The organism is Pseudomonas sp. MWU12-2319, assembly GCF_023242525.1.
GTDB lineage: Bacteria > Pseudomonadota > Gammaproteobacteria > Pseudomonadales > Pseudomonadaceae > Aquipseudomonas > Aquipseudomonas gingeri_D.
On record NZ_JALJES010000002.1, the window covers coordinates 262,064 to 284,665 of the forward strand.

Consider the following 22,602-nt stretch of genomic DNA (forward strand, 5'->3'; position numbering starts at 1 on the left):
GAGGCCTTGCTGTTTATGCTCTGTCCTCCGCGAAAAAGTAGGGTTCGCGCGTCGACGTCAGCAGGATATCAACGGGTGGACACCTAGCCAATCCGTTGGAAAATACTCCCGGGAAGCGAGGTTTTGCCACTAGAGTGGCGGGTCTGAAAGCAGGATTGCGGAGAGGCTGCATGCCAACGTTTTACGATGCGCGCGGGAATATCTATGCCGTGGCCAGTCCCGGGGAAGTGCGGGCATTGGGTCTGGATGTGCCGACGAATGCCGCGCAGGCGGCGCTGTCACGCCAGGACTGGGCGCTTGAGGCGGTGGAGGCACTTTGTGGCTGGGGAGGGCAGGTGCCTGCGCGAGGTGGCAAACACCATCGTTCCGATGGCCTGCTGGTCGGGCCGTTCCAGAGCGAAGCGCCGTTCGACCTGTTGATTATCAATACCGACGGCACCCTGGCCGAGCGCAGCGGCAACGGCTTGACGATTTTCGCCCAGGCGCTGACCGAGCAGGGCTTGATGCCGGTTCAGGGCGCTTGTCTGTTGCGGGTTCATCACGATCAGCCGGGGGGCCTCTCTCCGGTCGCCACCTTGGTCGAGCCGGCGCAGGTCGAGGATCAACAGGGGTTCTGGCTGGACCTGGGGAAACCGGCGTTCGGTCCGGAGGCCGTGTCTGCCCGGCGTGTCGGTGAGGCGCAGTTGAATGGCCGCCAGTTGAGCCATGTCGCACAGTTGTCGAGTTTGAACGCCGGCTGGCAGCGCAGCCAGTTTGTGCGTATCGGCAATCCGCATTGCGTCACCCTGGTCGACGAGCCGACGTTGCTACCGAGCAACGCACAAATGGGCGAGTCGGCCCTGGAGCCTGGCCTGACCCGCATCGCCTTTGCCCCACCGACCGGTGCCGGCGAACCCTGTCCGGCGGGAGTGAATCTGCAATGGGCAACCCGGGTGGCGCCGGGACAATTGCAGGCCCGGGTGTTCGAGCGCGGTGAAGGACCGACGGCGTCTTCCGGCACCAGTGCCAGCGCGGTGGCCTGTGCGGCCTGGCGGGTCGGTTGGGTCGAGGCCGGCGAAGTCCGGGTCGGCATGCCGGGCGGCACGGCGCCGATCCGTCTGGTGGCCCTGGACGACGAGTTGCAGAGTGTCCACCTGTTTGGCGCGGCCCGGCGTCAATCCTGAGGCCGACATCGAGACCAGAAAAAGCCCGCCCTGCGCAGGCCTGTTTGGCCCTTGTCCGACCCTGGCGGTTTTGGCTTGATGAGTCGGCAGGGTGGAAGGCCGACGAGCGCCTTGCCCTGATCGGCCCGTGAGAACGGGTCCGAATTTCCGACTCGTTTAAAGGGAATTTACGATGAGAGCAGTTAAAGGTTTATTCAGCGCGCTGGCGTGTGCCGGGCTGGTGTTCAGCACCGCCTCCACGTGCGCTCAGGCGGTGCCCGAGCCGGCCATCAGCGATAAGAAAGTGGTTTCCTCCAGCACTACCGATGCGGTTGAGTCCAGCCCGGCGGAACTGCTGGAGGGCAGTCGAACCGACTATTTTTCATGCTCGGTGGGCCGCTTCAGGGGCGAACTCGAGGCGAGGGTGGTGTTCGCCTCCGCCGGCAGCACGGCTTACTTCGATGTCAGTACGGTGCGCTACCGGATTGTCCGCAGCAGCGGCCAGGGTGGCGGCAACAAGGCCAATATCAACTTTCACCTGGACACCCTGAACAAGCAGGGAGTGACCAGGGCCAGCGACCAATACCGTTCGCCGGACTCCTTGCGCCAGGATGGCAGCTGGCACCTGCTGGACGTCAACCGGATCGTCCGCACGGATTATCAGGGGGCGGTGACCTTCGAGTTCGTGTTCGACCGCTCGGTGGCCAGTGACACCCGATGTGCGGCCCACAAGACCTACCAGTGGGCCGGTGCCTCGACCGCGCGCACCGGCGCGGCGGATTGAGCCGGTTCAAGGGGCATCAAGTCCTGGCGCCTGGCGAATCAGGAAGTGATCCAGGTTGTCGATTTCACAACTGAACACGCTGAAGGTCTGGTCCGGGTTCTTCTTGCTCGGCACTTGCTTCAATTGCGGCGTGACACCGTAGAAGAAGCAATACAGGTCTTCAGCCTGGTCGATGACACTCTTGATCTCTTCCAGGAACACCGTGCGCTGGCGGTAGTTCTCGATCAGGCTTTTGCTCAGGTAGACATTGATCGAGTAGCGCTTCTTGTCGGCCCACACCGGTTTGTCGAAAACCACGCTGAAGCTGGTCTTGTAGTCCTTGATTTCCTTTATTTTTCCCCAGTAGATCAGGCCCTGGCGGTCTTGGCAGTATTCGACCTTCTTGAAGAAGGTGTTGTAGTTCAGGGTCAGGTCGCCAATGGTCAGGGGCATGCGTTTGAGCAGGTCCTTGTTGGCGTGGTTGGAGACGAAGCACTCCACCGGATGGGCGAACACGCTGGTGCGGTTCGGTGGGGCCTTGGTTTCCTGGACGGCGGGAGTATCGATGATGACTGGCGTCGGTTCCGCTATTGGTTGCGCCGGTCGGGTGTCGACGCTGGCCGGCGTCTTGCGGGCATAGGTGCGGCGGGTCAGTAGCAGCTCGACGGGGAAGTTCTGTTCGCCTTCGATATCGTCCGGCGGCTGTTCTCCATCGAGCCCGCTCGGTGCGGTTTCCGCGCTCAGGTACGGGCAGTCCGCCAGGTGCCGGGTACTGGGCATGTTCTTGAAATGCGGGGTGCGTTTGAAGCGTGGGTTGCTGGCGTTGTAGGTGGTCAGCCGGTTGCTGCTGTCGAACGCCGCGCGGCAGGCATCGTTCGGGCACTGGAAGCTTTCCCGGCTGGAATCGAACTCCACCGTCTCGTCGAAGTTCAGATCGCGGACGTCATAGATCGTCAGTTTTTCGTCGAGGCTGATGCAGTAGGCCTTGTCGAATTTCATACCGGGTCCTGCCACTGCAACTGTGCCGGCTGGCGTTTCACCAGGACCTTGCCGTCACGGATCGAATACAGCGGCAGTCCCTGGCTGCGGATCATCTCGTAGTCGCTGTCGGCCGAGAGGATCAGCAAGTTGGCCGGGCGTCCGACTTCCAGCCCGTAGCGTTCACCCAGGGCCATGGCCTTGGCACTGTTGTCGGTGACCAGGTCCAGCGCGCTTTGCAGATTGCGATAACCGAGCATATGGCAGATATGCAGCCCGGCTTCCAGCACCCGCAGGATATTGCCGTTGCCCAAGGGGTACCAGGGGTCGACGATGGAGTCCTGGCCGAAACAGACATTCATCCCGGCATCCAGCAATTCGCCCACCCGGGTCACGCCCCGCCGCTTCGGAAAGTTATCGAAGCGGCCCTGCAAGTGAATGCTCTCGGTGGGGCAGGAGACAAAACTGATCCCCGAGGCTTTCAGCAAACGGAACAGCTTGGCGCAGTAGGCATTGTCGTAGGAGCCCATGGCCGTGGTGTGGCTGGCGGTCACCCGCGAACCCATGTCGCGGCTGCGGGCTTCTTCGGCCAGCACTTCAAGGAAACGTGAGTGCGGATCGTCGGTTTCGTCGCAATGCACGTCCACCAGGCAGCCGGTTTTTTCCGCCAGGTCCATCAGGAACTTCACTGAGGACACGCCCTGGTCCCGGGTGTATTCGAAGTGCGGGATGCCGCCCACCACGTCGGCACCGAGATTGATCGCCTCGACCATCAGTTCCCGGCCATTGCGATAGGACTCGATGCCTTCCTGGGGAAACGCCACGATCTGCAGGTCGATCAGGTGCCGGCTTTCCTCGCGCACTTCGAGCATGGCCTTGAGCGCGGTCAGCTGCGGATCGGTGACGTCGACATGGGTCCGCACATGCTGGATGCCATGGGCGGCAAGGCTGCGAATGGTTTTCTTCGCGCGGGTCTTGGTGTCTTCATGGGTGATGGTCGCCTTGCGTTCGCCCCAGCACTCGATGCCTTCGAACAGGGTGCCGCTCATGTTCCAGCGTGGCTCGCCGGCGGTGAGGGTGGCGTCGAGGTGGATATGCGGTTCGACGAAAGGCGGGACCACCAGGTTGCCCTGGGCGTCGAGATCGTCCGGGCCGGCGCTCAACGGGCCGGTTTGCGGGGTGATGCTCGCGATCCGTGCGTGTTCCAGGTGCAGGTCATACAGGCCTTCGCGGTGACGCAGCTTGGCGTTGAGGATATGCATGGGCGGGGTCCTTGTCGTACGTGTCGTCATAAGGTATCCGAAGTCTGCAGGAAACTGCTCGGAGATCGGCCGAGAACTCGGCGGAACATGGTCGAAAACGCCGCCGGGCTCTGGTAGCCGAAATCCAGGGCAATCCGCGTGACCGACTCGCCTTGACTCAACCGGGCCAGGGCCAGGACCACGCAGACCCGTTGTCGCCATTGGGAAAAGCTCAGGACGGTCTGGTCCTGGAACAGGCGCCCGAAGCTGCGCAGGCTCAGGTGCAGGCGGTCCGCCCAGGCCCGGGGGGGCTGGCGGATGTCCGGTTGCTCGACAAAGGCCTGGCACAGCGGCAGCAGGCGCGGGTCCTGGGGCAGGGGGATATGCAGAGGCAGGCTGTGGGCGCGGGCCAACTCATGCAGCAACAGGGTGATCAGCGCGCCATCGCGGCCCTGTGGGTCGTAGTCCACCGGCATGTCGACGGCGGCGATCAGCAACTGCCGTAGCAGGGCCGAGACTTCCAGTACCTGGCAGGCCTGGCTCATCTCGCCGATGGCATCGGGCTCGATATACAGGCTGCGGGTGCTGACACCGAGCATCAGCACCTGATGGGGCACGCCGGGAGGAATCCACACCGCGCGTTGCGGCGGGACGATCCAGTTGCCGCCATCGGTGAGCACATGCATCACCCCCGTGGCGCCATAGAGCAATTGCGCCCGACGGTGCTGGTGGCGGGCCAGCAGGTGCCCGTGGGGGTAATCGGTGCCGATGGCGATCACGGCCTGGGGCAGGTGATCGAACTGAGCGAGGGACGTGTTGCGCATGGCAGGGTCTGTCTGGCCGAAACGCAAACAGTATTGACGGACTTGCGCAAGCGCGCCAAGTGTCAGCTGCTTAAGGTTGGGGTTCTCTCTTTCTGAAAGGACCCGACGTGATGCTTTATGGGCTGTTGGCATTGTTTGGCGGACTGGCTGGGGTGACCAGCGTGCTGTTCGGTTTTGGTGGCGGTTTTGTGGTGGTGCCGTTGTTGTACTGGGCCCTGAGCGGCAGCCCGGACCCGGCGATCAGCACGGCGGCGATGCAGATTGCCGTGGCGACCTCGACCTGCGTGATGATCGCCAATGCCCTGATCGCCACGGGCAAGCACCGGCGTGCCGGAAATCTGCGGCGCGCTTATATCTGGCCGCTGGCGGGGTTTATCGGGCTGGGTTCGGTGTTGGGGGCGGTGCTGGCCAGTTTGGTCAGCAGCGGGACGGTACGTTGGGCCTTTATCGCTTATCTGGCGCTGACCATTGTCGATTGTCTGGCACGGCGCGGGTTTATGCAGCAGGGCGCGACGGGGTTGGTGCAACCGCTCAAGCCCTTTGTCACGGTGGGCGGAGGGTTGGTGATCGGTGTCGTGGCGACTTTTCTCGGTGTCGGTGGCAGCGTCATGACGGTGCCGCTGTTGCGACGCAGCGGCTTGAGCATGAACCTCGCTACGGCCATGGCCAATCCACTGAGCGTGCCGGTGGCGGTGGTCGGGACCCTGACTTATGTGGCGCTGGCCGGGTTCCGGCCACTGGGGCTGGGGCCCTGGTTTGCCGGGTATGTGGATCTGCTGGCGTTCGCGGTGCTGATCCTTGGATCGCTGGCGGGGATGCGCCTGGCGACGCCGTTGATCGGGCGCATTCCGGATCGGCTACATGCCAGGATCTACATCGGATTGCTGGCGCTGGTGCTGTTGGCGATGTTACTGAACTGACTCGCCCATCAATACGCCCCGAACCTGTAGGAGCAGGGCTTGCCCGCGAAGAGGCCCGCAAGATCGCTAAAAGCTTCGCGGGCAAGCCCTGCTCCTACAGGGGGCGGTGCTCGGTCTCAGGATCAGACGGTCAGCAAACGCTCGCGCAACTTGGCGACCTCGTCGCGCATCTGCGCCGCCGCCTCGAACTCCAGGTCGCGGGCCAACTGGTACATCTTCTCTTCCAGCTGGCGGATACGCTTGGTGATCTCGCTCGGCGAACGCAGTTCGTTTTCGTAGCGGGCGTTTTCCTCGGCGGCCTTGGCCATGCCCTTGCGCTTCTTGCTGCGCGAACCGGGCACGGTGGCGCCTTCCATGATATCGGCGACATCCTTGAACACGCCCTTGGGCGTGATGCCATTGGCCAGGTTGTGGGCAATCTGTTTGTCGCGGCGGCGCTCGGTCTCGCCGATCGCCCGCTCCATGGAGCCGGTAATGCGGTCCGCATAGAGAATCGCCCGGCCATTGAGGTTACGCGCCGCCCGCCCGATGGTCTGGATCAGCGAACGCTCGGAACGCAGGAAACCTTCCTTGTCCGCATCGAGGATCGCCACCAGCGACACCTCGGGCATGTCCAGGCCCTCGCGCAGCAGGTTGATCCCCACCAGCACATCGAAGGTGCCCAGGCGCAGGTCGCGGATGATTTCCACGCGCTCCACGGTGTCGATATCCGAGTGCAGGTAACGTACCCGTACGCCGTGGTCGGCGAGGTAATCGGTGAGATCCTCGGCCATGCGCTTGGTCAGGGTGGTGACCAGCACGCGTTCTTCCGCGGCCACGCGCTTGCTGATTTCCGAGAGCAGGTCGTCGACCTGGGTCAGCGCCGGGCGGATCTCCACCTGCGGGTCCACCAGGCCGGTGGGACGCACCACTTGCTCGATAACCCGGCCGGCGTGTTCGGCTTCGTAGTTGCCGGGGGTGGCGGAGACAAAAATGGTCTGCGGGCTCACCGCTTCCCACTCGTCGAAGCGCATCGGCCGGTTGTCCAGTGCCGAGGGCAGGCGGAAGCCGTACTCCACCAGGGTTTCCTTGCGCGAGCGGTCGCCCTTGTACATGGCGCCGACCTGCGGAACGCTGACGTGGGATTCGTCGATCACCAGCAGCGCGTCGGCCGGCAGGTAGTCGTAGAGGGTCGGTGGCGCCTCCCCGGAGGCGCGGCCGGAGAGGTAGCGCGAGTAGTTTTCGATGCCGTTGCAGTAGCCCAGTTCGAGGATCATTTCCAGGTCGAAGCGGGTGCGCTGTTCCAGGCGCTGGGCTTCCACCAGCTTGTTGTTGTCGCGCAGGTAGTCCAGGCGTTCCTTGAGCTCCTCCTTGATCCCGTCGATGGCGCCGAGCAGGGTTTCCCGCGGCGTCACGTAGTGGCTTTTCGGATAGAAGGTAAAGCGCGGCAGCTTGCGGATCACTTCGCCGGTCAGCGGGTCGAAGGCCGAGAGGCTTTCCACTTCGTCATCGAACAGCTCGATGCGGATCGCTTCCAGGTCGGATTCGGCCGGATAGACGTCGATCACATCCCCGCGCACACGGAAGGTGGCACGGGCGAAGTCCATATCGTTGCGAGTGTATTGCAGGTCGGCCAGGCGGCGCAGCAGGGCGCGCTGGTCGAGCTTGTCGCCGCGGTCCACGTGCAGGACCATCTTCAGGTAGGTTTCCGGGCTGCCCAGGCCATAGATGCAGGACACCGTGGTGACGATGATGGCGTCCTTGCGCTCCAGCAGCGCCTTGGTCGCCGACAGGCGCATCTGTTCGATATGGTCGTTGATCGAGGCATCCTTCTCGATAAAGGTATCGGAGGAGGGCACATAGGCTTCCGGCTGGTAGTAGTCGTAGTAGGAAACGAAATACTCCACGGCGTTGTTCGGGAAAAATGCCTTGAACTCGCCATACAATTGCGCGGCCAGGGTCTTGTTCGGCGCCAGCACCAGGGTCGGGCGTTGCACCTGGGCGATGACGTTGGCGATGCTGAAGGTCTTGCCCGAGCCGGTCACCCCGAGCAGGGTCTGGTGAGCCAGGCCGGCTTCGATGCCCTCAACCATCTGACGGATGGCTTCAGGCTGGTCGCCGGCGGGCTGGAAGCGGGTGACGAGCTGGAATTCGGACATAACCTACCTCTGGGTTCATTCCCGCCTGACAGTCGCGGCGAAAACGAGAAAGACCTCTTACGACCGATGTCGTAGGGAAAAAACATGATAATGCTGGATATGGTGCCCGGGAGGACAGCTTTCAAGGCAATCGTCACCCGGGCAGCTTGTTGCAATTGGACGGGCGTCCCGCAAATAAATCAAAAAACTTGTCACATTCCGACAATAGTCGGTCGCCCTGGCCGGTGATGGCCTCTATACTAGCTCCCCGTTTGTGCACCGCTCTAGTGCAATCGGCCGGAGCGTTGTCACTTCCCTCCACCCCCCATTCAGAGCCGCCGCAATAATGAGCCTGTTCTCCGCTGTCGAAATGGCACCACGCGATCCTATCCTGGGCCTCAACGAAGCATTCAATGCCGATACCCGTACCGACAAGGTCAATCTGGGTGTGGGTGTTTACTGTGACGAAAGTGGGAAAATTCCACTGTTGCGGGCCGTTGTCGAAGCCGAAACCCAGCGCGCGGCTCAGCATGCCTCCCGTGGCTACTTGCCGATCGACGGTATTGCCGCCTACGACAAGGCCGTGCAAACCCTGTTGTTCGGTCAGGATTCGCCGCTGATCGCCGCCGGTCGTGTGCTCACCACCCAAGCGGTGGGCGGTACCGGTGCGCTGAAAATCGGTGCGGACTTCCTCAAGCAACTGCTGCCGGACGCTACCGTCGCCATCAGCGACCCGAGCTGGGAAAACCACCGCGCGCTGTTCGAAGCGGCGGGTTTCCCGGTGCAGAACTATCGTTACTACGATGCCGCGAGCAACGGTGTGAACCGTGCCGGTCTGCTGGAAGACCTCAACGCGCTGCCGGCCAAGTCCATCGTCGTGCTGCACGCCTGCTGCCACAACCCGACTGGTGTCGACCTGACCCCGGCCGACTGGCAGGACGTGCTGAACCTGGTCAAGGCCAAGGATCTGGTGCCGTTCCTCGATATGGCGTACCAGGGTTTTGGTGATGGCATTGATGAAGACGCCGCCGCCGTGCGTCTGTTCGCTGAATCGGGCCTGACCTTCTTTGTCTCCAGCTCGTTCTCCAAATCGTTCTCGCTGTACGGCGAGCGTGTTGGTGCACTGTCGATTGTCAGTGAGTCGAAAGAAGAGACCGCCCGCGTCCTGTCCCAGGTCAAGCGCGTGATCCGCACCAACTACTCCAACCCGCCGACCCACGGTGCGACCATCGTTGCGGCGGTGTTGAACAGCCCTGAGCTGCGCGCCCAGTGGGAAGCGGAGCTGGCGGAAATGCGCCTGCGCATTCGCGGCATGCGCATGCAGATGGTCGACCTGCTGGCCCAGCATGGCGCCAAGCGCGATTTCAGCTTCGTCGGTCGCCAGCGCGGAATGTTCTCCTACTCCGGCCTGACCGTCGAGCAAGTGGCCCGCCTGAAAAACGAGTTCGGCATCTATGCCCTGGATACCGGCCGCATCTGCGTGGCGTCGTTGAACCAGCGCAATATCGAAGCGGTGGTGAAGGCGATCGTTCAGGTGATCTGACTCCGCCGGTAATACCCTGGCGCCCCATGAAAAAGGCCTGCAGCGATGCAGGCCTTTTTTTGTCTGGAGCAACATGAACCACAACTTAAAACTCGGTGAAGAAATTTTCACCGCTACTTAAATCAGTGTTCATGAAGGCCATGGGCAAAAAATTATATATAGGTGCTGGCAATCACAATAACAGCTGCACCCGCCACCTCCTTCGCTGACGCGAAGATTGTCCTTGCCTTCGGGCACTTTCTGCCCTTTACCGCTTTACGTTTCCACCCCTTCGCGCGGAGGACGGAGTGTACCCGTCGTTTGCACTAACAAGAGGGTGAAACATTATTAACCAGGGGAATTACAATGATGTCGACCAAACTCAACTTCCTGACGCTGGCGGTCTCGCTGGGCATGGCCCAGGCGGCCATGGCGACCACCGTGACGGATCAAGACGAGGCCAAGGGTTTCGTCGAGGACAGCAGCCTCAACCTGCATCTGAAGAACCAGTACTTTGACCGTGACGTGAAAAACGGTCCGGCGGACAAGAAGGACTGGACCCAGGGCATCTTCGGCAACTACAGCTCCGGCTTCACCCAGGGCACCGTCGGTTTTGGCGTGGATGCCTTCGGTTACTGGGGGATCAAGCTCGATGGCGGCGCCGGCACGGCCGGTACCGGTAACCTGCCGGTGGGTCGCAATGGCGAGCCCGAGGACGATTACGCCAAGGCCGGCGGCGCGGTGAAGATGCGGATTTCCAAGACCGAATTGCTCTACGGCGATATGCAGCCCACCGCGCCGGTCTTCGCCGCCGGCGGTACCCGGCTGATTCCGCAAACCGCCACCGGCTTCAACCTGCTGAGCAGCGAGATCAAGGACCTGGACCTGGAAGCCGGGCATTTCACCAGTGGCACCGGGGTGGTCTCCACCAGTAACGATCACTCGCTGTATGCCACCTACGCCAACGTCACCGCCAGCGCCGTCAACTACCTCGGTGGCAAGTACAAGGTCAACGACAACCTCAACTTCACTCTCTACGGTTCCGAGTTCGAAGACGTCTGGCGCCAGTACTACACCAACGGCAACTACACCCTGGCGCTTTCGCCGGGTCAGTCGCTGAACTTCGACTTCAACCTGTACAAGACCAATGACGAAGGTTCGGCCAAGGCTGGTCCGATCAACAACACCGCGTTCTCCTTCGCCACGGCCTACACCTTCCTGACGGCGCATACCGTGACCCTGGCGTTCCAGAAGATCCATGGCGACACGCCGTTCGACTATGTCGGCTTCGGCACCAACGGCCCTGGCGACGGCGGCGACTCGATCATGCTGGCCAACTCCGTGCAGTACTCGGACTTCAACGGTCCGGGCGAGAAATCCTGGCAGGCGCGTTATGACCTGAACATGTTGACTTATGGAGTGCCGGGCCTGAGCTTCATGACCCGTTATATCTACGGTGACGATATCGACGGCACCAAGATGGCCGCGGACAGCGCTTACAACCAGCTGCACTACGGTGCCAACGGTACCCACCACGAGACCGACGTCGAGGCCAAGTACGTGGTGCAAAGCGGTCCGGCGAAGGACCTGGCGCTGCGCCTGCGCCAGTCGTTCCACCGTGCCAATGCCGATCAGCCTGAAGGCGACAACAACGAACTGCGCCTGATCGCCGATTACCCTATCTCGATCTTCTGATCACAGGGTGGGAAGAGGAGGGCTCAGGCGCTCTTCTTCCTGTTGTTCCAGCGGGCAGACATCCGCTTCTGGCCGCGCGGCCTCGACGCGATTCCTGCCCGAGCGCTTGGCCTGGTACAGGGCCGCATCCGCCAAGCCATAGGCCGTGTCGAAACTGGTGCCCATGGGACTGGCACTGACCCCGAAACTGGCGGTGATCTGCCGGTTCACCGGTTGCCCGAAGACATGCGAGGCAATGCAGTCACGCAGGGTCTCGGCAAGACTGAGGCCTTCCTCCAGCGTGCCGGCGGGAATCAGCACGGTAAATTCCTCTCCGCCCACGCGACCAATAAATCCCGCATTGCCCACGGCCCGGCGCAGGCAGCCGACGATGCCTTGAATCACCGCGTCGCCCGCCGGATGGCCGAATTCGTCGTTGACTTGCTTGAAGTGGTCGATGTCCAGCACCACCATCGCCGCCCCGGTCTTGCGTAGCGCTTGCACGGTCAGGTCAATCACCGCGCCGCGGTTCAGCACATCGGTCAGTGCATCGTGGGTGGCACGGTATTCGAGCTGGCGGGCGAGGGTTTGCAACTGCGCATTGAGGGCGTTCATTTCGCGCTCGGCACGGTCGCTGCGGCGTATCAGCCGGCGCGTCTCGCGCATGAGCCGCTCGAAGTGCACGGTCAGCTCGCCGAGGGCTTGCTGGTACACCGGGGCGTCGGCTTCAGTCAGGGCCAGAATCGAACGGGCGTGTTCCAGGGCGTCGGTTTCGCTCCTGAACAGGTCGTGTGCCGCGTCATCCTGTGCGCCGGCGGAAGTGACTGAAGCGGTCATGCTCACCATCCTTCTCCAGGAATCATTGGAGAGTCGTTGCGTGGTCGTTGAAGATGATGGCGGTAAAATCGGCCTTCAGTTCTTCACCGAATTCGAAGATGGTTTCATCTTCTTCGTCGTGGTACCAGTTCACCTGCATCTCGTTACCCGATTGGGCGGCCTTGTCCAGGGCATCGAAAATGCTGAACAGCATCTTGGTGCTGGAGCTGTTGAAGTAGGCCAGCGCAATATGGGTGGTGATGGTGGTGTCCTCGCGGGCGGCGAGGTAGGTGCGCAGTTGCTGGAGGACAGGGGCATAGAAGGCGGCGGCATTTTCCGGGTAGGACTCGCCTTTTATCGTCAGCAGATTCTGATCGAAACGAAAGTCGACTTCCGGAGATGTGGCGGTTGCTTCAATGTAGAAATTATCCATGGCGATTGCGTCACTCTACTTAGATAGTGGCTTTAAGGCAGAACAGCGTGGTTCCCGGCTCGTCCGCTCTTGGGTAGAAATCGAATTCCAACGGTGCGCAGGCATCGCGCGCCATTGTCAGGAAGCCCAGGCCGGCCCCCTTGCTGTCCGCAGGGGTTTCCGCACGCAAGGTCACTTTGTACGCTTGCTTGATCTCCTCCAGCGACATGTTGCGCAGGGGCTCGAGCTTTTCCCGCAGGCGGTCGACATCACTGGTGGCGATCGGGTTGGCACAGAGCATCAGGTGGCGATCACCTTCTGCGCTGATGCACACGGCACCCTGGCGCAGCGACGACTCTTCACGCGGCTCGGTGGGCAACGAGTCGGAGGAATAGTGAATGATGTTTTGCGACAATTCGACGAAGGAGGAAAACAGTTTGCGCCGTGTCGGCCCGTTCACCCCTGAAATCTCCAGCTGCAGCCGCACCACCTCGGCCATCGCGGTAATGATGGTGTGGGAGAAATAACCCATGTGATAGAAAATCACATTACGTTGCTGGGCCAGGTCGAAGAAGTGGCAATCGGCGTGGGCTGTGTTCGAATTAATCATGATTGTTTCCAAGACGCGCGCAGAAGAGGGTGAGATCGTCACGCCGGTTTTGCTCTCCTTGCCAATTGGCCAGCGTGCGTTGCAAGGCTTCGCAGATGACGGTCGCTGGCTGATTGCGGTGTTCCAGTATCGTGTCGAAGGTCTTGCTCTTGCCGAACGCAATGTTGCGCGGGCCGCCAATCTGGTCGGTCAGGCCGTCGGTGGCGATGAATACCAGGCTGTCCGGCACGATCGTCACCTGGCTTACCGGCCATTGGTAGTTGATGTCACTGTCGACGTAGCCGACGCCGACACGCTGACCGGCGAGGGTTTCCAGTTGTTGGGCATCAGGCGGCAAGAGGTTGAGGGACATGCGCGCGCCGGCAAAGCTCAGGGTCTGGCTGGCGCTGTCGAACCAGAAGAAAGCGGCATCCAGGCCATCGTCGGACTCGGGGGTTTCATCGACGCCCTGGACCTGCCCCAGCAGTTCCTTGACGCTTTTATTCACCGCCGATAACAGCGCGCCGGGATCACGCGGTCCGAGCTTGGCCAGTGCCTGGGTCAGCGAGGAGGAGGCGATCAGGGTCATGAAGGCGCCGGGAACACCGTGCCCGGTGCAGTCGGCAATCGCCCCGAACCAGCCATCGGGGTAGGCGCAGAAATGGTAGAAGTCGCCGCCGACCACATCCCGTGGTTCCCACAGCAGGGTGGCATCGTCCAGGGTCGACTTCAGGGCATCCCGCGAAGCGCGCAGCATGGCGCGCTGGATAACGCTCGCATACTCGATGCTCTGCATGATCTGGCGATTTTTTTCGGCCTGCATGGCCGCGACCACTTCCATCAGTTGCAGGCCACTGCCCAGTCCGGCGAATTGGCCGTTGCGGGTAATGATAAAACCGTCGGCCAGGGTCTTTTCGCCAAATTCCACGGTCTTGAACGTCAGCTCTTCGATGCTCATTCCGGCATCGACGATCAAGGGTTCCTTGTCCATGAAGGCAATGCAGCTTTTCTTGTCGTACAGCTCGCGGTGAAACGGCTTGCTCATCATCGACAGGAAGATATTGCGGTTGATCAGGCCGATCGGGCGCTCGTCTTCGAGTACTGCCAGGCAGACGATTTCCTTGTGCGCGTTGAAGGTCTCCATCACCAGGGCATTGGTGCTGTTGGAGTCGATCACCGGCACTTCAATGCACAAGTCACCGGCGCAGCGATGATCTCTAGGCCGCTGTGGACGCATAAAGGGGAAGTTTTCTGCGCGCATGCTGGGGTCGCCGGGCGAGGTGAAGGCACAATGCTATCTGCGGAATATGAAGCTTATATGACGGCCTCCCGCTTGGTCGCCGAGTCGAGTCCGCGACGGGATGGCGGTCGTTGCACGGCAGGTGATGTATCACACTGTGTACGAACCGGCGGCGGATACATCCCGCGACGTGCTGCCCGGGTCCGCGACACAGAAGGGATACACGCTCGCGGTTAACTTTGCTGGTCGAACAACGCAGCCCACGACGCTGCTGGTTCGCGCCATTCATTGTTGATCGGGAGATGTCCATGAAGCGCCCCTACGCGGCCCTTGCCGCCACCCTTGCATTCTCGCTGACGGTTCTCGCCAGCGCTGCCCATGCCGCCGATGAAAGCCCCAAGGAAAAATGCTACGGCGTGTCCAAGGCCGGCCAGAACGATTGTGCCGCCGGCAAAGGCACCTCCTGTGCCGGCACCGCCGAGGCCGACTACCAGGGCAATGCCTGGGTGCTGGTGGACAAGGGCACCTGCCTCCAGATCAAGACGCCCAAGGGCGTCGGCTCCCTGACGGAGCAGCCATGAACCGCGGCAACAGCGGCGCGACTGCCGGCCTGAGGCGCCTGCTGCCTGAGCCACTGTTGCTGCTGGTGGCGCGCCTGGGGATCGCCTCGGTGTTCTTTCCGGGCGCACCAAGGTGCAAGGCCTGTTGACGATCAAACCGTCGACCTACGTGCTGTTTCGTTCGGAGTACGTGTTGCCGTTGATTCCGTCCGACCTGGCGGCGCACCTGGCGACCTATGCCGAGCACCTGCTTCCGATCCTGCTGGTGCTGGGTCTGCTGACACGACCGGCCGCCGCCGCACTGCTGGGCATGACCCTGGTCATCGAGATCTTCGTTTATCCCGATGCCTGGCCGACGCACCTGACCTGGGTAGGCCTGCTGTTGCCACTGATCGCTTATGGCGGCGGTCACTGGTCGCTCGATGCGCTGTTGCAGCGCCAAGGCCGCTAACGCACCACCCATCATCCACCATCACATCAGGCCCTGGCGGCCTGTGGGGAAACACCATGCGCAAGATTCCAACCCTGGCCCTGGCCGCACTGGCCCTGGCGACACCGATGTTTGCCGGCGCCGCCGAGGCGACGCCGCCCGTTGGCGCGAAAAACATCGTCATCGTCCACGGCTCCTTCGTCGACGGGTCGGGCTGGCGGGTCGTTCACGACATCCTGATCCACAAGGGCTACAAGGTCACCGTCGTGCACCAGCCGGCGACCAATATGGACGAAGACATCGCCGCCACCCGCCTGGTCCTCGACCAGCAGGTCGGTCCGGTGGTGCTGGTCGGCCACAGTTCCGGTGGTGCGGTGATCGGCATGGCCGGTGATCGCGACAAGGTCAAGGCACTGGTCTATGTCGCCGCGCTGCAACCGGAAGTGGGCGAAAGCCTGACCCAGTTGCTGGACTCCATGCCGGCGCCGAACAACGACATCCATGCCACCCGTGACGGGCACCTGTTCGTCGACCGCGCCAAGTTCGGCGAAGACTTCGCCGCCGACCAGACCAGCAATCGCACCGATTTCCTCGCGGCCTCGCAAGTACCGGCGACCACCGAGACTTTCGGCGCGCGGACCTGGGCCGCGGCCTGGCACCAGAAACCCAGCTACGGGATTGTCGCCACTGAGGACAAGGCCCTGAACCCTGATCTGCAGCGCTGGATGTACAAGCGCGCCGGTTCCACGGTGACCGAGATCAAGGGCAGCCACACGCTGTACATCTCGCAGCCCGAGGCGGTGGCGAAAGTCATCGAGCAGGCCGCGTTGAACGTCAAGTAACACCCATCCGGCACCTGAACTTTCACTGTTGTACCCCTGACTGAACTGGAGAAACATCATGGCTAGCACCGCATCCCGTTTGAGCCTTGCCACCGCCGCCGCGTTGATCGCACTGGCGTCCGCATCCTTTGCCGTATCGGCCAGTGCCGCCGAGAAAGAGCAGCCGGGCCGCTGCTACGGCGTCAACAGCTGCAAGGGCGAAAGCCTCTGCGCCACCGCCAGGAACGACTGCAAGGGACTGAACAGCTGCAAGGGGCAGGGCGTTATCGTCAAGACCCCGAGTGAGTGCCTCAAGGCCGGCGGCACCCTGACTGAGCCGAAGTAAGGGCAGGGCACCGGTTCCTCCTGCGGGACGAGCGCCCTACGCAAAATTTGCCTTCGACACCGTCCTTGTAGGAGCAGGGCTTGCCCGCGAAAGGGCCCGTGAGAACGCCAAAGCTTCACGGGCAAGCCGGGACGCCGGACCGCCTGCTCCTACAGGTTGCGCGGTGTTTTCAAAACAGTATTCCTCTCTCAAGCCGAGTACATGCGATGTCCACTACCCCCTTCTCGGGCTACGGCCTGGGCCTGCGCAAGGAGCACTATCGGGACTTCCTGGAGAGCCGGATCCCCGTCGACTTCGTCGAGGTGATTTCGGAGAACTTCATGGTCGACGGCGGTCAACCGCGGCATATCCTGCGCCAGATCCGCGAGCGTTATCCGGTCGCGCTGCACGGTGTCTCGATGTCCGTCGGCTCGGCGGACGGGCTCGACTCCGCTTACCTGCATCGCTTGAAGGCACTGGTCGACGAGATCGAACCCGTGTTCGTCTCCGACCACCTGAGCTGGTCGCGCATCGATCACTTCAATTCCCATGACCTGTTGCCCGTGCCTTATACCGACGAGGCGCTGGATCTGGTCTGCGCGAATATTTCCCTCGCCCAGGATGTCCTGGGTCGCACCCTGCTCTTTGAAAACCCCTCCAGCTACCTGGCCTTCGACGGCGCTTCGATGACCGAGTGGGAATTTATTGCTGCCATGTCCAGGCGCACCGGCTGCGAGCTGCTGCTCGACGTCAACAATCTCTTCGTCAGTGCAAGCAACCACCACTTTGACGCCCTGGCGTTTCTCGATGGCCTGCCGGCCGACCGGGTAAGGCAGATCCACCTGGCCGGCCACAGCCAGGGCAAGGAGCTGCTGATCGATACCCATGACAGCCCGGTCTGTGCCGAGGTCTGGGCGTTATATACCCTGGCGATGGCCCGCTTCGGCCCGTTGGCGACAATGATCGAACGCGATGACCGGATCCCGCCGCTGGCCGACCTGCTCAAGGAACTGACGATAGCCCGGACCCTCGGCGGCCTCGATGGGCGGGCCTGCTCGCGGAGTGGCGCATGAACCTGGCGCAATGGCAGCGTGAGCTGCGCAACTCTCTGGTCAGCGCCTCGGCGCAAGCGGCCGCCAATCTTGGCGCTACGGCGCAGGCCGGATTGTCCGTCTACCAGAACAACTACCGCGCGCAGTTGCTGGGATGCCTTGAGGAGGCTTTTCCCCAGGTCCGTGCATGGATCGGCGCCGAGGCTTTTTTTACCGCCGCCGTCACCCATATCGATCAGCATCCGCCCCATGCCTGGACCCTGGATGCCTACCCGCAAGGATTCGCCGCGACCCTGGCGACGTTGTTTCCCGACAACCCCGAGGTGCACGAGCTGGCCTGGATCGAGCGGGCACTCGATGAGTCGTTCGTGGCCGCCGATGCCGAGCCGCTGCCCATGGCTGTGCTGGCGAGCATGGATTGGGAGACGGCCTACCTGAGATTTACAGCGTCCCTCAGAACTGGTGCCCTGACCAGCAACGCCGAGCCGATCTGGTCGGCCCTCAGCGAAGGGCTGCCGCTACCCGCGCCCGAGCGCTTGGCCGAGACAGCGGGCCTGCTGATCTGGCGTCGGCAGAGGGTGGTGCGCCTGCGACCTGTCGAGGCACTGGAACACCAGGCGCTGTTGCGCTTGCAGGAGAACGGCAGTTTTTCCGGGTTCTGCGAATGGCTCGTTGAACGCCTTGGCGAAACCGCCGGTATTGCCAAGGCCGGATCGCTACTCGCCAGTTGGTTGGCCGGCGAGCTGATTGTCGGCGTCGACTGATTTCGCCCGACGCCGCTCGAAAACCGGGCACCTGCTCGATTGACTGTATCCTATGGGGGGGGATAGGATAAAAGCACATTCATTCGGAAACCGGCGCCATGAGCGAATCCTTGCACGTGCATCAGACACACGAGGCGATCATCAAACGGCTCAAGCGTGCCGAAGGGCACCTGCGCAGCATCATCGGCATGATCGAAACGGGGCGGCCCTGCGTGGACGTGGCCCAGCAACTCCATGCGGTGGAAAAGGCCGTGTGCCAGGCCAAGCGCACGCTGATCCAGGACCATATCGACCATTGCCTTGAAGACACCGTCGGGGCGATGACCGCCGCCGAACGGGCACCGCTGGAAGCATTCAAGCAGATCACCAAATACCTGTAGGCGGGGGTGGGTGTTCATCCCCGCTGCACGGGGTTGAAGGGCCCGGACACGTCGGAGCATCGCCATGCTGGATATCCTGAAAAACACTACCTATCGGCATCTGTTTCTCGCTCAGATCATTGCGCTGGTGGGGACTGGCCTGGCCACGGTTGCCCTTGGCTTGCTGGCCTACGACCTGGCCGGCGCCCAGGCCGGGGTCGTGCTGGGCACCGCCCTGGCGATCAAGATGAGTGCCTATATCGGCGTCGCCCCCGTGGCCGCTGCCTTTGCCGAACGCCTGCCGCGCCGGGCAATGCTGGTGGCATTGGATCTGATTCGGGCCCTGGTGGCGCTGGCCTTGCCCTTTGTCAGCGAGATCTGGCAGATCTATGTGCTGATCTTCGTGCTGCAATCGGCCTCGGCAGCGTTTACCCCGACGTTCCAGGCGACCATTCCCGACATTCTTCCCGACGAGGAGCAATACACCCGCGCTCTGTCGTTGGCGCGTCTGGCCTACGACCTGGAAAGCCTGGTCAGCCCGATGCTTGCCGCCGCGCTCCTCGGCGTGATCAGTTTCCATGGCCTGTTCGGCGGCACCGCGCTGGGTTTTTTTGCTTCGGCCATGCTGGTCGGCTCGGTGGTGCTGCCCAAGGCCAGGAGAGGCGTGCGGCGCAGCATTTATGAGCGCACCACCCGTGGCGTGCGGCTGTTCCTGGCGACCCCGCGTTTGCGCGGGCTGCTGGCCCTGAACCTGGCGGTGGCCGCCGCCAGCGCCATGGTGATCGTCAATACCGTGGTGTTGGTGCAGGCGCATTTTTCCCTGCCGCAGCGTTTTACTGCCTTTGCCCTGGCGGCCTTTGGCGCGGGGTCGATGCTCACCGCCCTGGCGTTGCCGCGTCTGTTGAGCCGCGTGGCGGACCGCACGGTGATGCTGCTGGGCGCCGGGTTGCTGGTGATCGGCCTGGGTATCGGCGCGACGCTGGCTTCCTACAGCGCGCTGTTGCCGCTGTGGTTCCTGCTCGGAGTCGGTTATTCCCTGGCGCAGACTCCCGGCGGCAGGCTGTTGCGTCGCTCGTCCCACGCAGAAGACCGTCCGGCATTGTTCGCGGCACAGTTTGCGCTGTCCCATGCCTGCTGGCTGATCACCTATCCGCTTGCCGGTTGGTTGGGCGCGCAGGTTGGTCTCGGTGCTTCGTTCATGGTCTTGAGCCTGCTTGCTGCCATGGCAGTGCTGGCCTGCCTGGTCATCTGGCGGCCGGCTCACGAGCAGGCCGCGCTCAGGCATAGCCATGATGACCTGCCATTGGATCACCCGCACCTGCAGGACGCCGGCGGTAAAATCCACGAACACGCCTATATTATTGACGACGAGCATCGTCGCTGGCCGGTGTGACGGGCGGGCAGCGGCCTGTTGCCGATCCGGCAGGGGTTGACTTCTCTTTTTATATCAGTAACATACACGGCATTCCGCAATAGCTCAGTTGGTAGAGCAAGTGACTGTTAATCACTGGGTCCCTGGTTCGAGTCCAGGTTGTGGAGCCAGATAGAAGAAAAGCCTGCAGCGATGCAGGCTTTTTTTTTGCGTTTTTTTCAGCCCTGTCGTCTATAGGCCCGGAGGCGGGTGCCCCCGAGGCCGGGCAATACCTTCAGCGGCGATCCAGCCACACCGTCTGCGCATTGCAGAATTCGCGGACTCCGAAGTGCGACAGTTCACGACCAAAACCGCTTTTCTTCACGCCGCCGAAGCTGACCCGAGGGTCGCTGGCGCTATAGCCATTGATGAACACGCCGCCGGTTTCCAACTCGCCAGCGAACTTGCGGGCCAGCTCCAGATCCGCGGTGTAGACGGTTGCCGTCAGTCCGAACTCGCTGTCATTGGCCAGCGCCAGCGCATGCTCGGCATCCCGCGCGGTAATGATGGATGCCACCGGGCCGAACAACTCCTGTTTGAACGAGGTCATCTGGTCGGTGACATCGGCCAATACCGTGGGCTCGTAGAAATTGCCGGAGCCGTCGGCCTTCTTGCCGCCGAGCAATAGGGTCGCGCCTTGCGCCAGGGTGTCCTGGACCTGTTGATCCAGTTCGTCACGCAGATCGAAGCGGGCCATGGGACCGATATAGGTCTCGGCTGCCAGCGGGTCGCCGACCACCAGGCGACGGGTGGCCTCGACGAACTTCTCGGTGAAGGCTGCGACTACGCCTTGCTCGATAATCAAGCGTTTGGCAGCCGCGCAGACTTGCCCTGTGTTCTGGTAACGACCGATCACAGCGGCCTTGACCGCTTCGTCGAGGTCGGCGTCATTGAGCACGATAAAGGGGTCCGAACCGCCCAGTTCCAACACGCATTTCTTCAAGGCCGCACCGGCCTGGGCGCCGATGGCCATGCCAGCGCGTACGCTGCCGGTAAGGGTGACCGCCGCAATACGTGGGTCGGCGATGGCCCGGGAAACGCCCTCCGGGGTGACATTGATGACTTCGAAGACGCCTTCGGGGAAACCGGCGCGCTTGATGGCATCCAGCAGCAGGTAGGCGCTGCCCATGACGTTGGGCGCATGCTTGAGCACGAAGGTATTACCGGCCAGCAGCGTCGGCACTGCACCGCGCAGTACCTGCCAGATTGGGAAGTTCCATGGCATCACGGCGAGGATCGGACCCAGCGGGCGATACTCGATACGGGCCTTGCCGCCTTCCACCTGGGTCGCTTCGGCACTGAGCATGGCCGGGCCGTTTTCCGCGTACCACACGCACAGCTGTGCACATTTTTCAATTTCACCGCGGGCCTGGGCGATGGGCTTGCCCATTTCCAGGGTGATCATCTCGGCCATCTTCGTGGCGTTGTCACGCAGCGCCTGGGCCAGGGCGAGCAACGCCTGTGAGCGTTGTTCCAGCGCGGTACGGCGCCAGAGCGAAAACCCGGCCGCGGCCCGGGACAGGGCGGCATCCAGGGCCGAATCGGATTCGAAAGGGTAGTGGCCGATCTGCTCGCCATTGGCGGGGTTGATCGACAGGGCATGGGTAAGGCTGGAGATCGAAGACATGACACCGTCCTGCTGAATGGGTATGGCCTCAGATTACGGTGGCGCTAGTTTTCTGGAAACTGAATAATGGTGAGCATATCGTTCACGATTGGAGAATGACTTGGATCTGGTCCAGTTGGAGATTTTCAAAGCCGTTGCCGAGCACGGCAGCATCAGCGCGGCCGCCCAGCAGATCCATCGGGTGCCGTCGAACCTGACCACGCGGATCAAGCAGTTGGAGCAGGATCTGGGGGTGGATCTGTTTATCCGCGAGAAAAGTCGCCTGCGGCTGTCACCGGCGGGCTGGAGTTTTCTCGACTATGCCCGGCGCATCCTCGACCTGGTCGGCGAGGCGCGGGCCACCGTGGCCGGCGAGGAACCACAAGGCGCCTTTGCCCTTGGCTCGCTGGAGAGCACGGCGGCGGTGCGTATTCCGCAACTGCTGGCGGCCTATAACCAGCGCTATGCCAAGGTCGACCTGGACCTGTCCACCGGCCCGTCCGGGACCATGATCGATGGCGTGTTGTCGGGGCGCCTGGCGGCGGCGTTTGTCGACGGGCCGGTGTTGCATCCGGCGCTGGAGGGTGTGCCGGCGTTCGAGGAAGAGATGGTGCTGATCGCGCCGCTGCAGCATGGGCCTGTCCGGCGTGCGCGCGAGGTCAACGGCGAGAGCATCTATGCCTTTCGCGCCAACTGTTCCTACCGGCACCATTTCGAAAGCTGGTTTACCAAGGACGGCGCGGTGCCCGGCAAGATCCATGAGATGGAGTCCTACCACGGCATGCTCGCCTGCGTGAGCGCCGGGGCCGGCCTGGCGCTGATGCCCCGCAGCATGCTGGAAAGCATGCCGGGCTGCAGCACCGTGAGTGTCTGGCCGTTGACCGAGTCCATGCGCTATCTGCGAACCTGGCTGGTGTGGCGCCGGGGCACGGTCTCGCAAAGCTTGAGCATGTTCGTGCGCCTGCTCGAGGAGCAGGGTGTGGTCCGCGAGGAGGCCTGAGCCCCAGGGTAGGTTGGGAAAGTTGCTGCTGGCGGC

Annotated in this window: 22 protein-coding genes, 1 tRNA gene and 1 pseudogene; 15 read left to right on the forward strand and 9 right to left on the reverse strand. The window is 62.4% G+C overall.

The window, feature by feature from the left end; genetic code table 11:
* Positions 1 to 170: 170 nt before the first annotated feature.
* Both M5C01_RS03890 and M5C01_RS03895 read left to right on the forward strand, forming a co-directional pair.
* On the forward strand, positions 171 to 1,163 hold the full coding sequence (locus M5C01_RS03890) for a diaminopimelate epimerase (protein ID WP_103497865.1): 993 nt from the start codon (positions 171 to 173) through the stop codon (positions 1,161 to 1,163).
* Positions 1,164 to 1,335: 172 nt separating this feature from the next.
* Positions 1,336 to 1,926 carry a hypothetical protein gene (locus tag M5C01_RS03895; protein ID WP_152737356.1) on the forward strand — a complete coding sequence of 197 codons (591 nt, stop codon included), beginning with the start codon at positions 1,336 to 1,338 and terminating at the stop codon, positions 1,924 to 1,926.
* Positions 1,927 to 1,932: 6 nt separating this feature from the next.
* Here the strand turns inward: M5C01_RS03895 and M5C01_RS03900 are convergent, their stop codons facing one another.
* Genes M5C01_RS03900 through M5C01_RS03910 form a run of 3 tightly spaced genes read right to left on the reverse strand, consistent with a single transcriptional unit; the run spans position 1,933 to position 4,948 of the window.
* Positions 1,933 to 2,904 carry a hypothetical protein gene (locus M5C01_RS03900; RefSeq protein WP_103497869.1) on the reverse strand — a complete coding sequence of 324 codons (972 nt, stop codon included), beginning with the start codon at positions 2,902 to 2,904 and terminating at the stop codon, positions 1,933 to 1,935.
* The gene (codA, locus tag M5C01_RS03905; protein ID WP_152737357.1) at positions 2,901 to 4,145 is read right to left on the reverse strand and encodes a cytosine deaminase; all 1,245 of its coding nucleotides are present in this window, start codon (positions 4,143 to 4,145) and stop codon (positions 2,901 to 2,903) included. Before codA ends, M5C01_RS03900 begins: the two co-directional genes overlap by 4 nt.
* 26 nt (positions 4,146 to 4,171) lie before the next feature.
* On the reverse strand, positions 4,172 to 4,948 hold the full coding sequence (locus M5C01_RS03910) for a helix-turn-helix transcriptional regulator (RefSeq protein ID WP_152737358.1): 777 nt from the start codon (positions 4,946 to 4,948) through the stop codon (positions 4,172 to 4,174).
* Positions 4,949 to 5,058: 110 nt separating this feature from the next.
* Here M5C01_RS03910 and M5C01_RS03915 point away from each other — a divergent pair, with 110 nt between their 5' ends.
* Entirely contained in the window at positions 5,059 to 5,868 is an 810-nt protein-coding gene (locus M5C01_RS03915; protein ID WP_152737359.1) for a sulfite exporter TauE/SafE family protein, read from the forward strand.
* 122 nt (positions 5,869 to 5,990) lie between these two features.
* On the opposite strand, the gene uvrB is transcribed toward M5C01_RS03915, so the two are convergent.
* On the reverse strand, positions 5,991 to 8,006 hold the full coding sequence (uvrB, locus tag M5C01_RS03920) for an excinuclease ABC subunit UvrB (RefSeq protein ID WP_152737360.1): 2,016 nt from the start codon (positions 8,004 to 8,006) through the stop codon (positions 5,991 to 5,993).
* A gap of 325 nt (positions 8,007 to 8,331) precedes the next feature.
* Between uvrB and M5C01_RS03925 the strand changes: the two genes are divergently transcribed.
* Positions 8,332 to 9,528: an amino acid aminotransferase gene (locus tag M5C01_RS03925; RefSeq protein ID WP_152737361.1), complete on the forward strand. Its 1,197-nt coding sequence runs from the start codon at positions 8,332 to 8,334 to the stop codon at positions 9,526 to 9,528.
* Positions 9,529 to 9,873: 345 nt separating this feature from the next.
* Positions 9,874 to 11,202 (forward strand): OprD family porin, encoded by a 1,329-nt coding sequence (locus tag M5C01_RS03930; RefSeq protein ID WP_178129749.1) that lies wholly within the window; start codon positions 9,874 to 9,876, stop codon positions 11,200 to 11,202.
* Here the strand turns inward: M5C01_RS03930 and M5C01_RS03935 are convergent, their stop codons facing one another.
* Genes M5C01_RS03935 through M5C01_RS03950 form a run of 4 tightly spaced genes read right to left on the reverse strand, consistent with a single transcriptional unit; the run spans position 11,203 to position 14,235 of the window.
* The gene (locus M5C01_RS03935; protein ID WP_103494200.1) at positions 11,203 to 12,018 is read right to left on the reverse strand and encodes a GGDEF domain-containing protein; all 816 of its coding nucleotides are present in this window, start codon (positions 12,016 to 12,018) and stop codon (positions 11,203 to 11,205) included. It lies immediately after the preceding gene.
* Between the two features lie 22 nt (positions 12,019 to 12,040).
* Positions 12,041 to 12,430 (reverse strand): DUF1987 domain-containing protein, encoded by a 390-nt coding sequence (locus M5C01_RS03940; RefSeq protein WP_100942705.1) that lies wholly within the window; start codon positions 12,428 to 12,430, stop codon positions 12,041 to 12,043.
* Between the two features lie 19 nt (positions 12,431 to 12,449).
* Positions 12,450 to 13,019, reverse strand: a complete 570-nt coding sequence (locus M5C01_RS03945; RefSeq protein ID WP_103494199.1) for a SiaB family protein kinase — start codon at positions 13,017 to 13,019, stop codon at positions 12,450 to 12,452.
* Positions 13,012 to 14,235: a SpoIIE family protein phosphatase gene (locus tag M5C01_RS03950; protein ID WP_247263017.1), complete on the reverse strand. Its 1,224-nt coding sequence runs from the start codon at positions 14,233 to 14,235 to the stop codon at positions 13,012 to 13,014. The genes M5C01_RS03945 and M5C01_RS03950 overlap by 8 nt, the downstream gene beginning before the upstream one ends.
* A gap of 311 nt (positions 14,236 to 14,546) precedes the next feature.
* On the opposite strand from M5C01_RS03950, the gene M5C01_RS03955 reads away from it, so the two are divergent.
* From M5C01_RS03955 to M5C01_RS03995, 9 genes and pseudogenes are all read left to right on the forward strand, one after another.
* Positions 14,547 to 14,819 (forward strand): DUF2282 domain-containing protein, encoded by a 273-nt coding sequence (locus tag M5C01_RS03955; RefSeq protein WP_103494197.1) that lies wholly within the window; start codon positions 14,547 to 14,549, stop codon positions 14,817 to 14,819.
* A pseudogene (locus tag M5C01_RS03960) lies at positions 14,816 to 15,249 on the forward strand (DoxX family protein). The gene M5C01_RS03955 and the pseudogene M5C01_RS03960 overlap by 4 nt, the downstream one beginning before the upstream one ends.
* 56 nt (positions 15,250 to 15,305) lie before the next feature.
* Positions 15,306 to 16,070: an alpha/beta hydrolase gene (locus M5C01_RS03965; RefSeq protein WP_152737362.1), complete on the forward strand. Its 765-nt coding sequence runs from the start codon at positions 15,306 to 15,308 to the stop codon at positions 16,068 to 16,070.
* Positions 16,071 to 16,128: 58 nt separating this feature from the next.
* Positions 16,129 to 16,395, forward strand: coding sequence for a hypothetical protein (locus tag M5C01_RS03970; protein WP_103494194.1), 267 nt, complete (start codon positions 16,129 to 16,131; stop codon positions 16,393 to 16,395).
* 206 nt (positions 16,396 to 16,601) lie between these two features.
* On the forward strand, positions 16,602 to 17,447 hold the full coding sequence (locus M5C01_RS03975; protein WP_152737363.1) for a DUF692 domain-containing protein: 846 nt from the start codon (positions 16,602 to 16,604) through the stop codon (positions 17,445 to 17,447).
* Positions 17,444 to 18,190: a DNA-binding domain-containing protein gene (locus M5C01_RS03980; protein ID WP_152737364.1), complete on the forward strand. Its 747-nt coding sequence runs from the start codon at positions 17,444 to 17,446 to the stop codon at positions 18,188 to 18,190. Before M5C01_RS03975 ends, M5C01_RS03980 begins: the two co-directional genes overlap by 4 nt.
* Positions 18,191 to 18,288: 98 nt before the next feature.
* Positions 18,289 to 18,570 carry a metal-sensing transcriptional repressor gene (locus M5C01_RS03985; protein WP_103498967.1) on the forward strand — a complete coding sequence of 94 codons (282 nt, stop codon included), beginning with the start codon at positions 18,289 to 18,291 and terminating at the stop codon, positions 18,568 to 18,570.
* 64 nt (positions 18,571 to 18,634) lie between these two features.
* Positions 18,635 to 19,942, forward strand: coding sequence for an MFS transporter (locus M5C01_RS03990; protein ID WP_152737365.1), 1,308 nt, complete (start codon positions 18,635 to 18,637; stop codon positions 19,940 to 19,942).
* A gap of 73 nt (positions 19,943 to 20,015) precedes the next feature.
* Positions 20,016 to 20,091, forward strand: a tRNA-Asn gene (locus M5C01_RS03995).
* Positions 20,092 to 20,195: 104 nt separating this feature from the next.
* Here M5C01_RS03995 and M5C01_RS04000 read toward each other — a convergent pair.
* Positions 20,196 to 21,587 carry an aldehyde dehydrogenase family protein gene (locus M5C01_RS04000; protein ID WP_152737366.1) on the reverse strand — a complete coding sequence of 464 codons (1,392 nt, stop codon included), beginning with the start codon at positions 21,585 to 21,587 and terminating at the stop codon, positions 20,196 to 20,198.
* A gap of 100 nt (positions 21,588 to 21,687) precedes the next feature.
* Between M5C01_RS04000 and M5C01_RS04005 the strand changes: the two genes are divergently transcribed.
* On the forward strand, positions 21,688 to 22,566 hold the full coding sequence (locus M5C01_RS04005; protein WP_152737367.1) for a LysR family transcriptional regulator: 879 nt from the start codon (positions 21,688 to 21,690) through the stop codon (positions 22,564 to 22,566).
* The last annotated feature ends 36 nt before the right edge of the window (positions 22,567 to 22,602 follow it).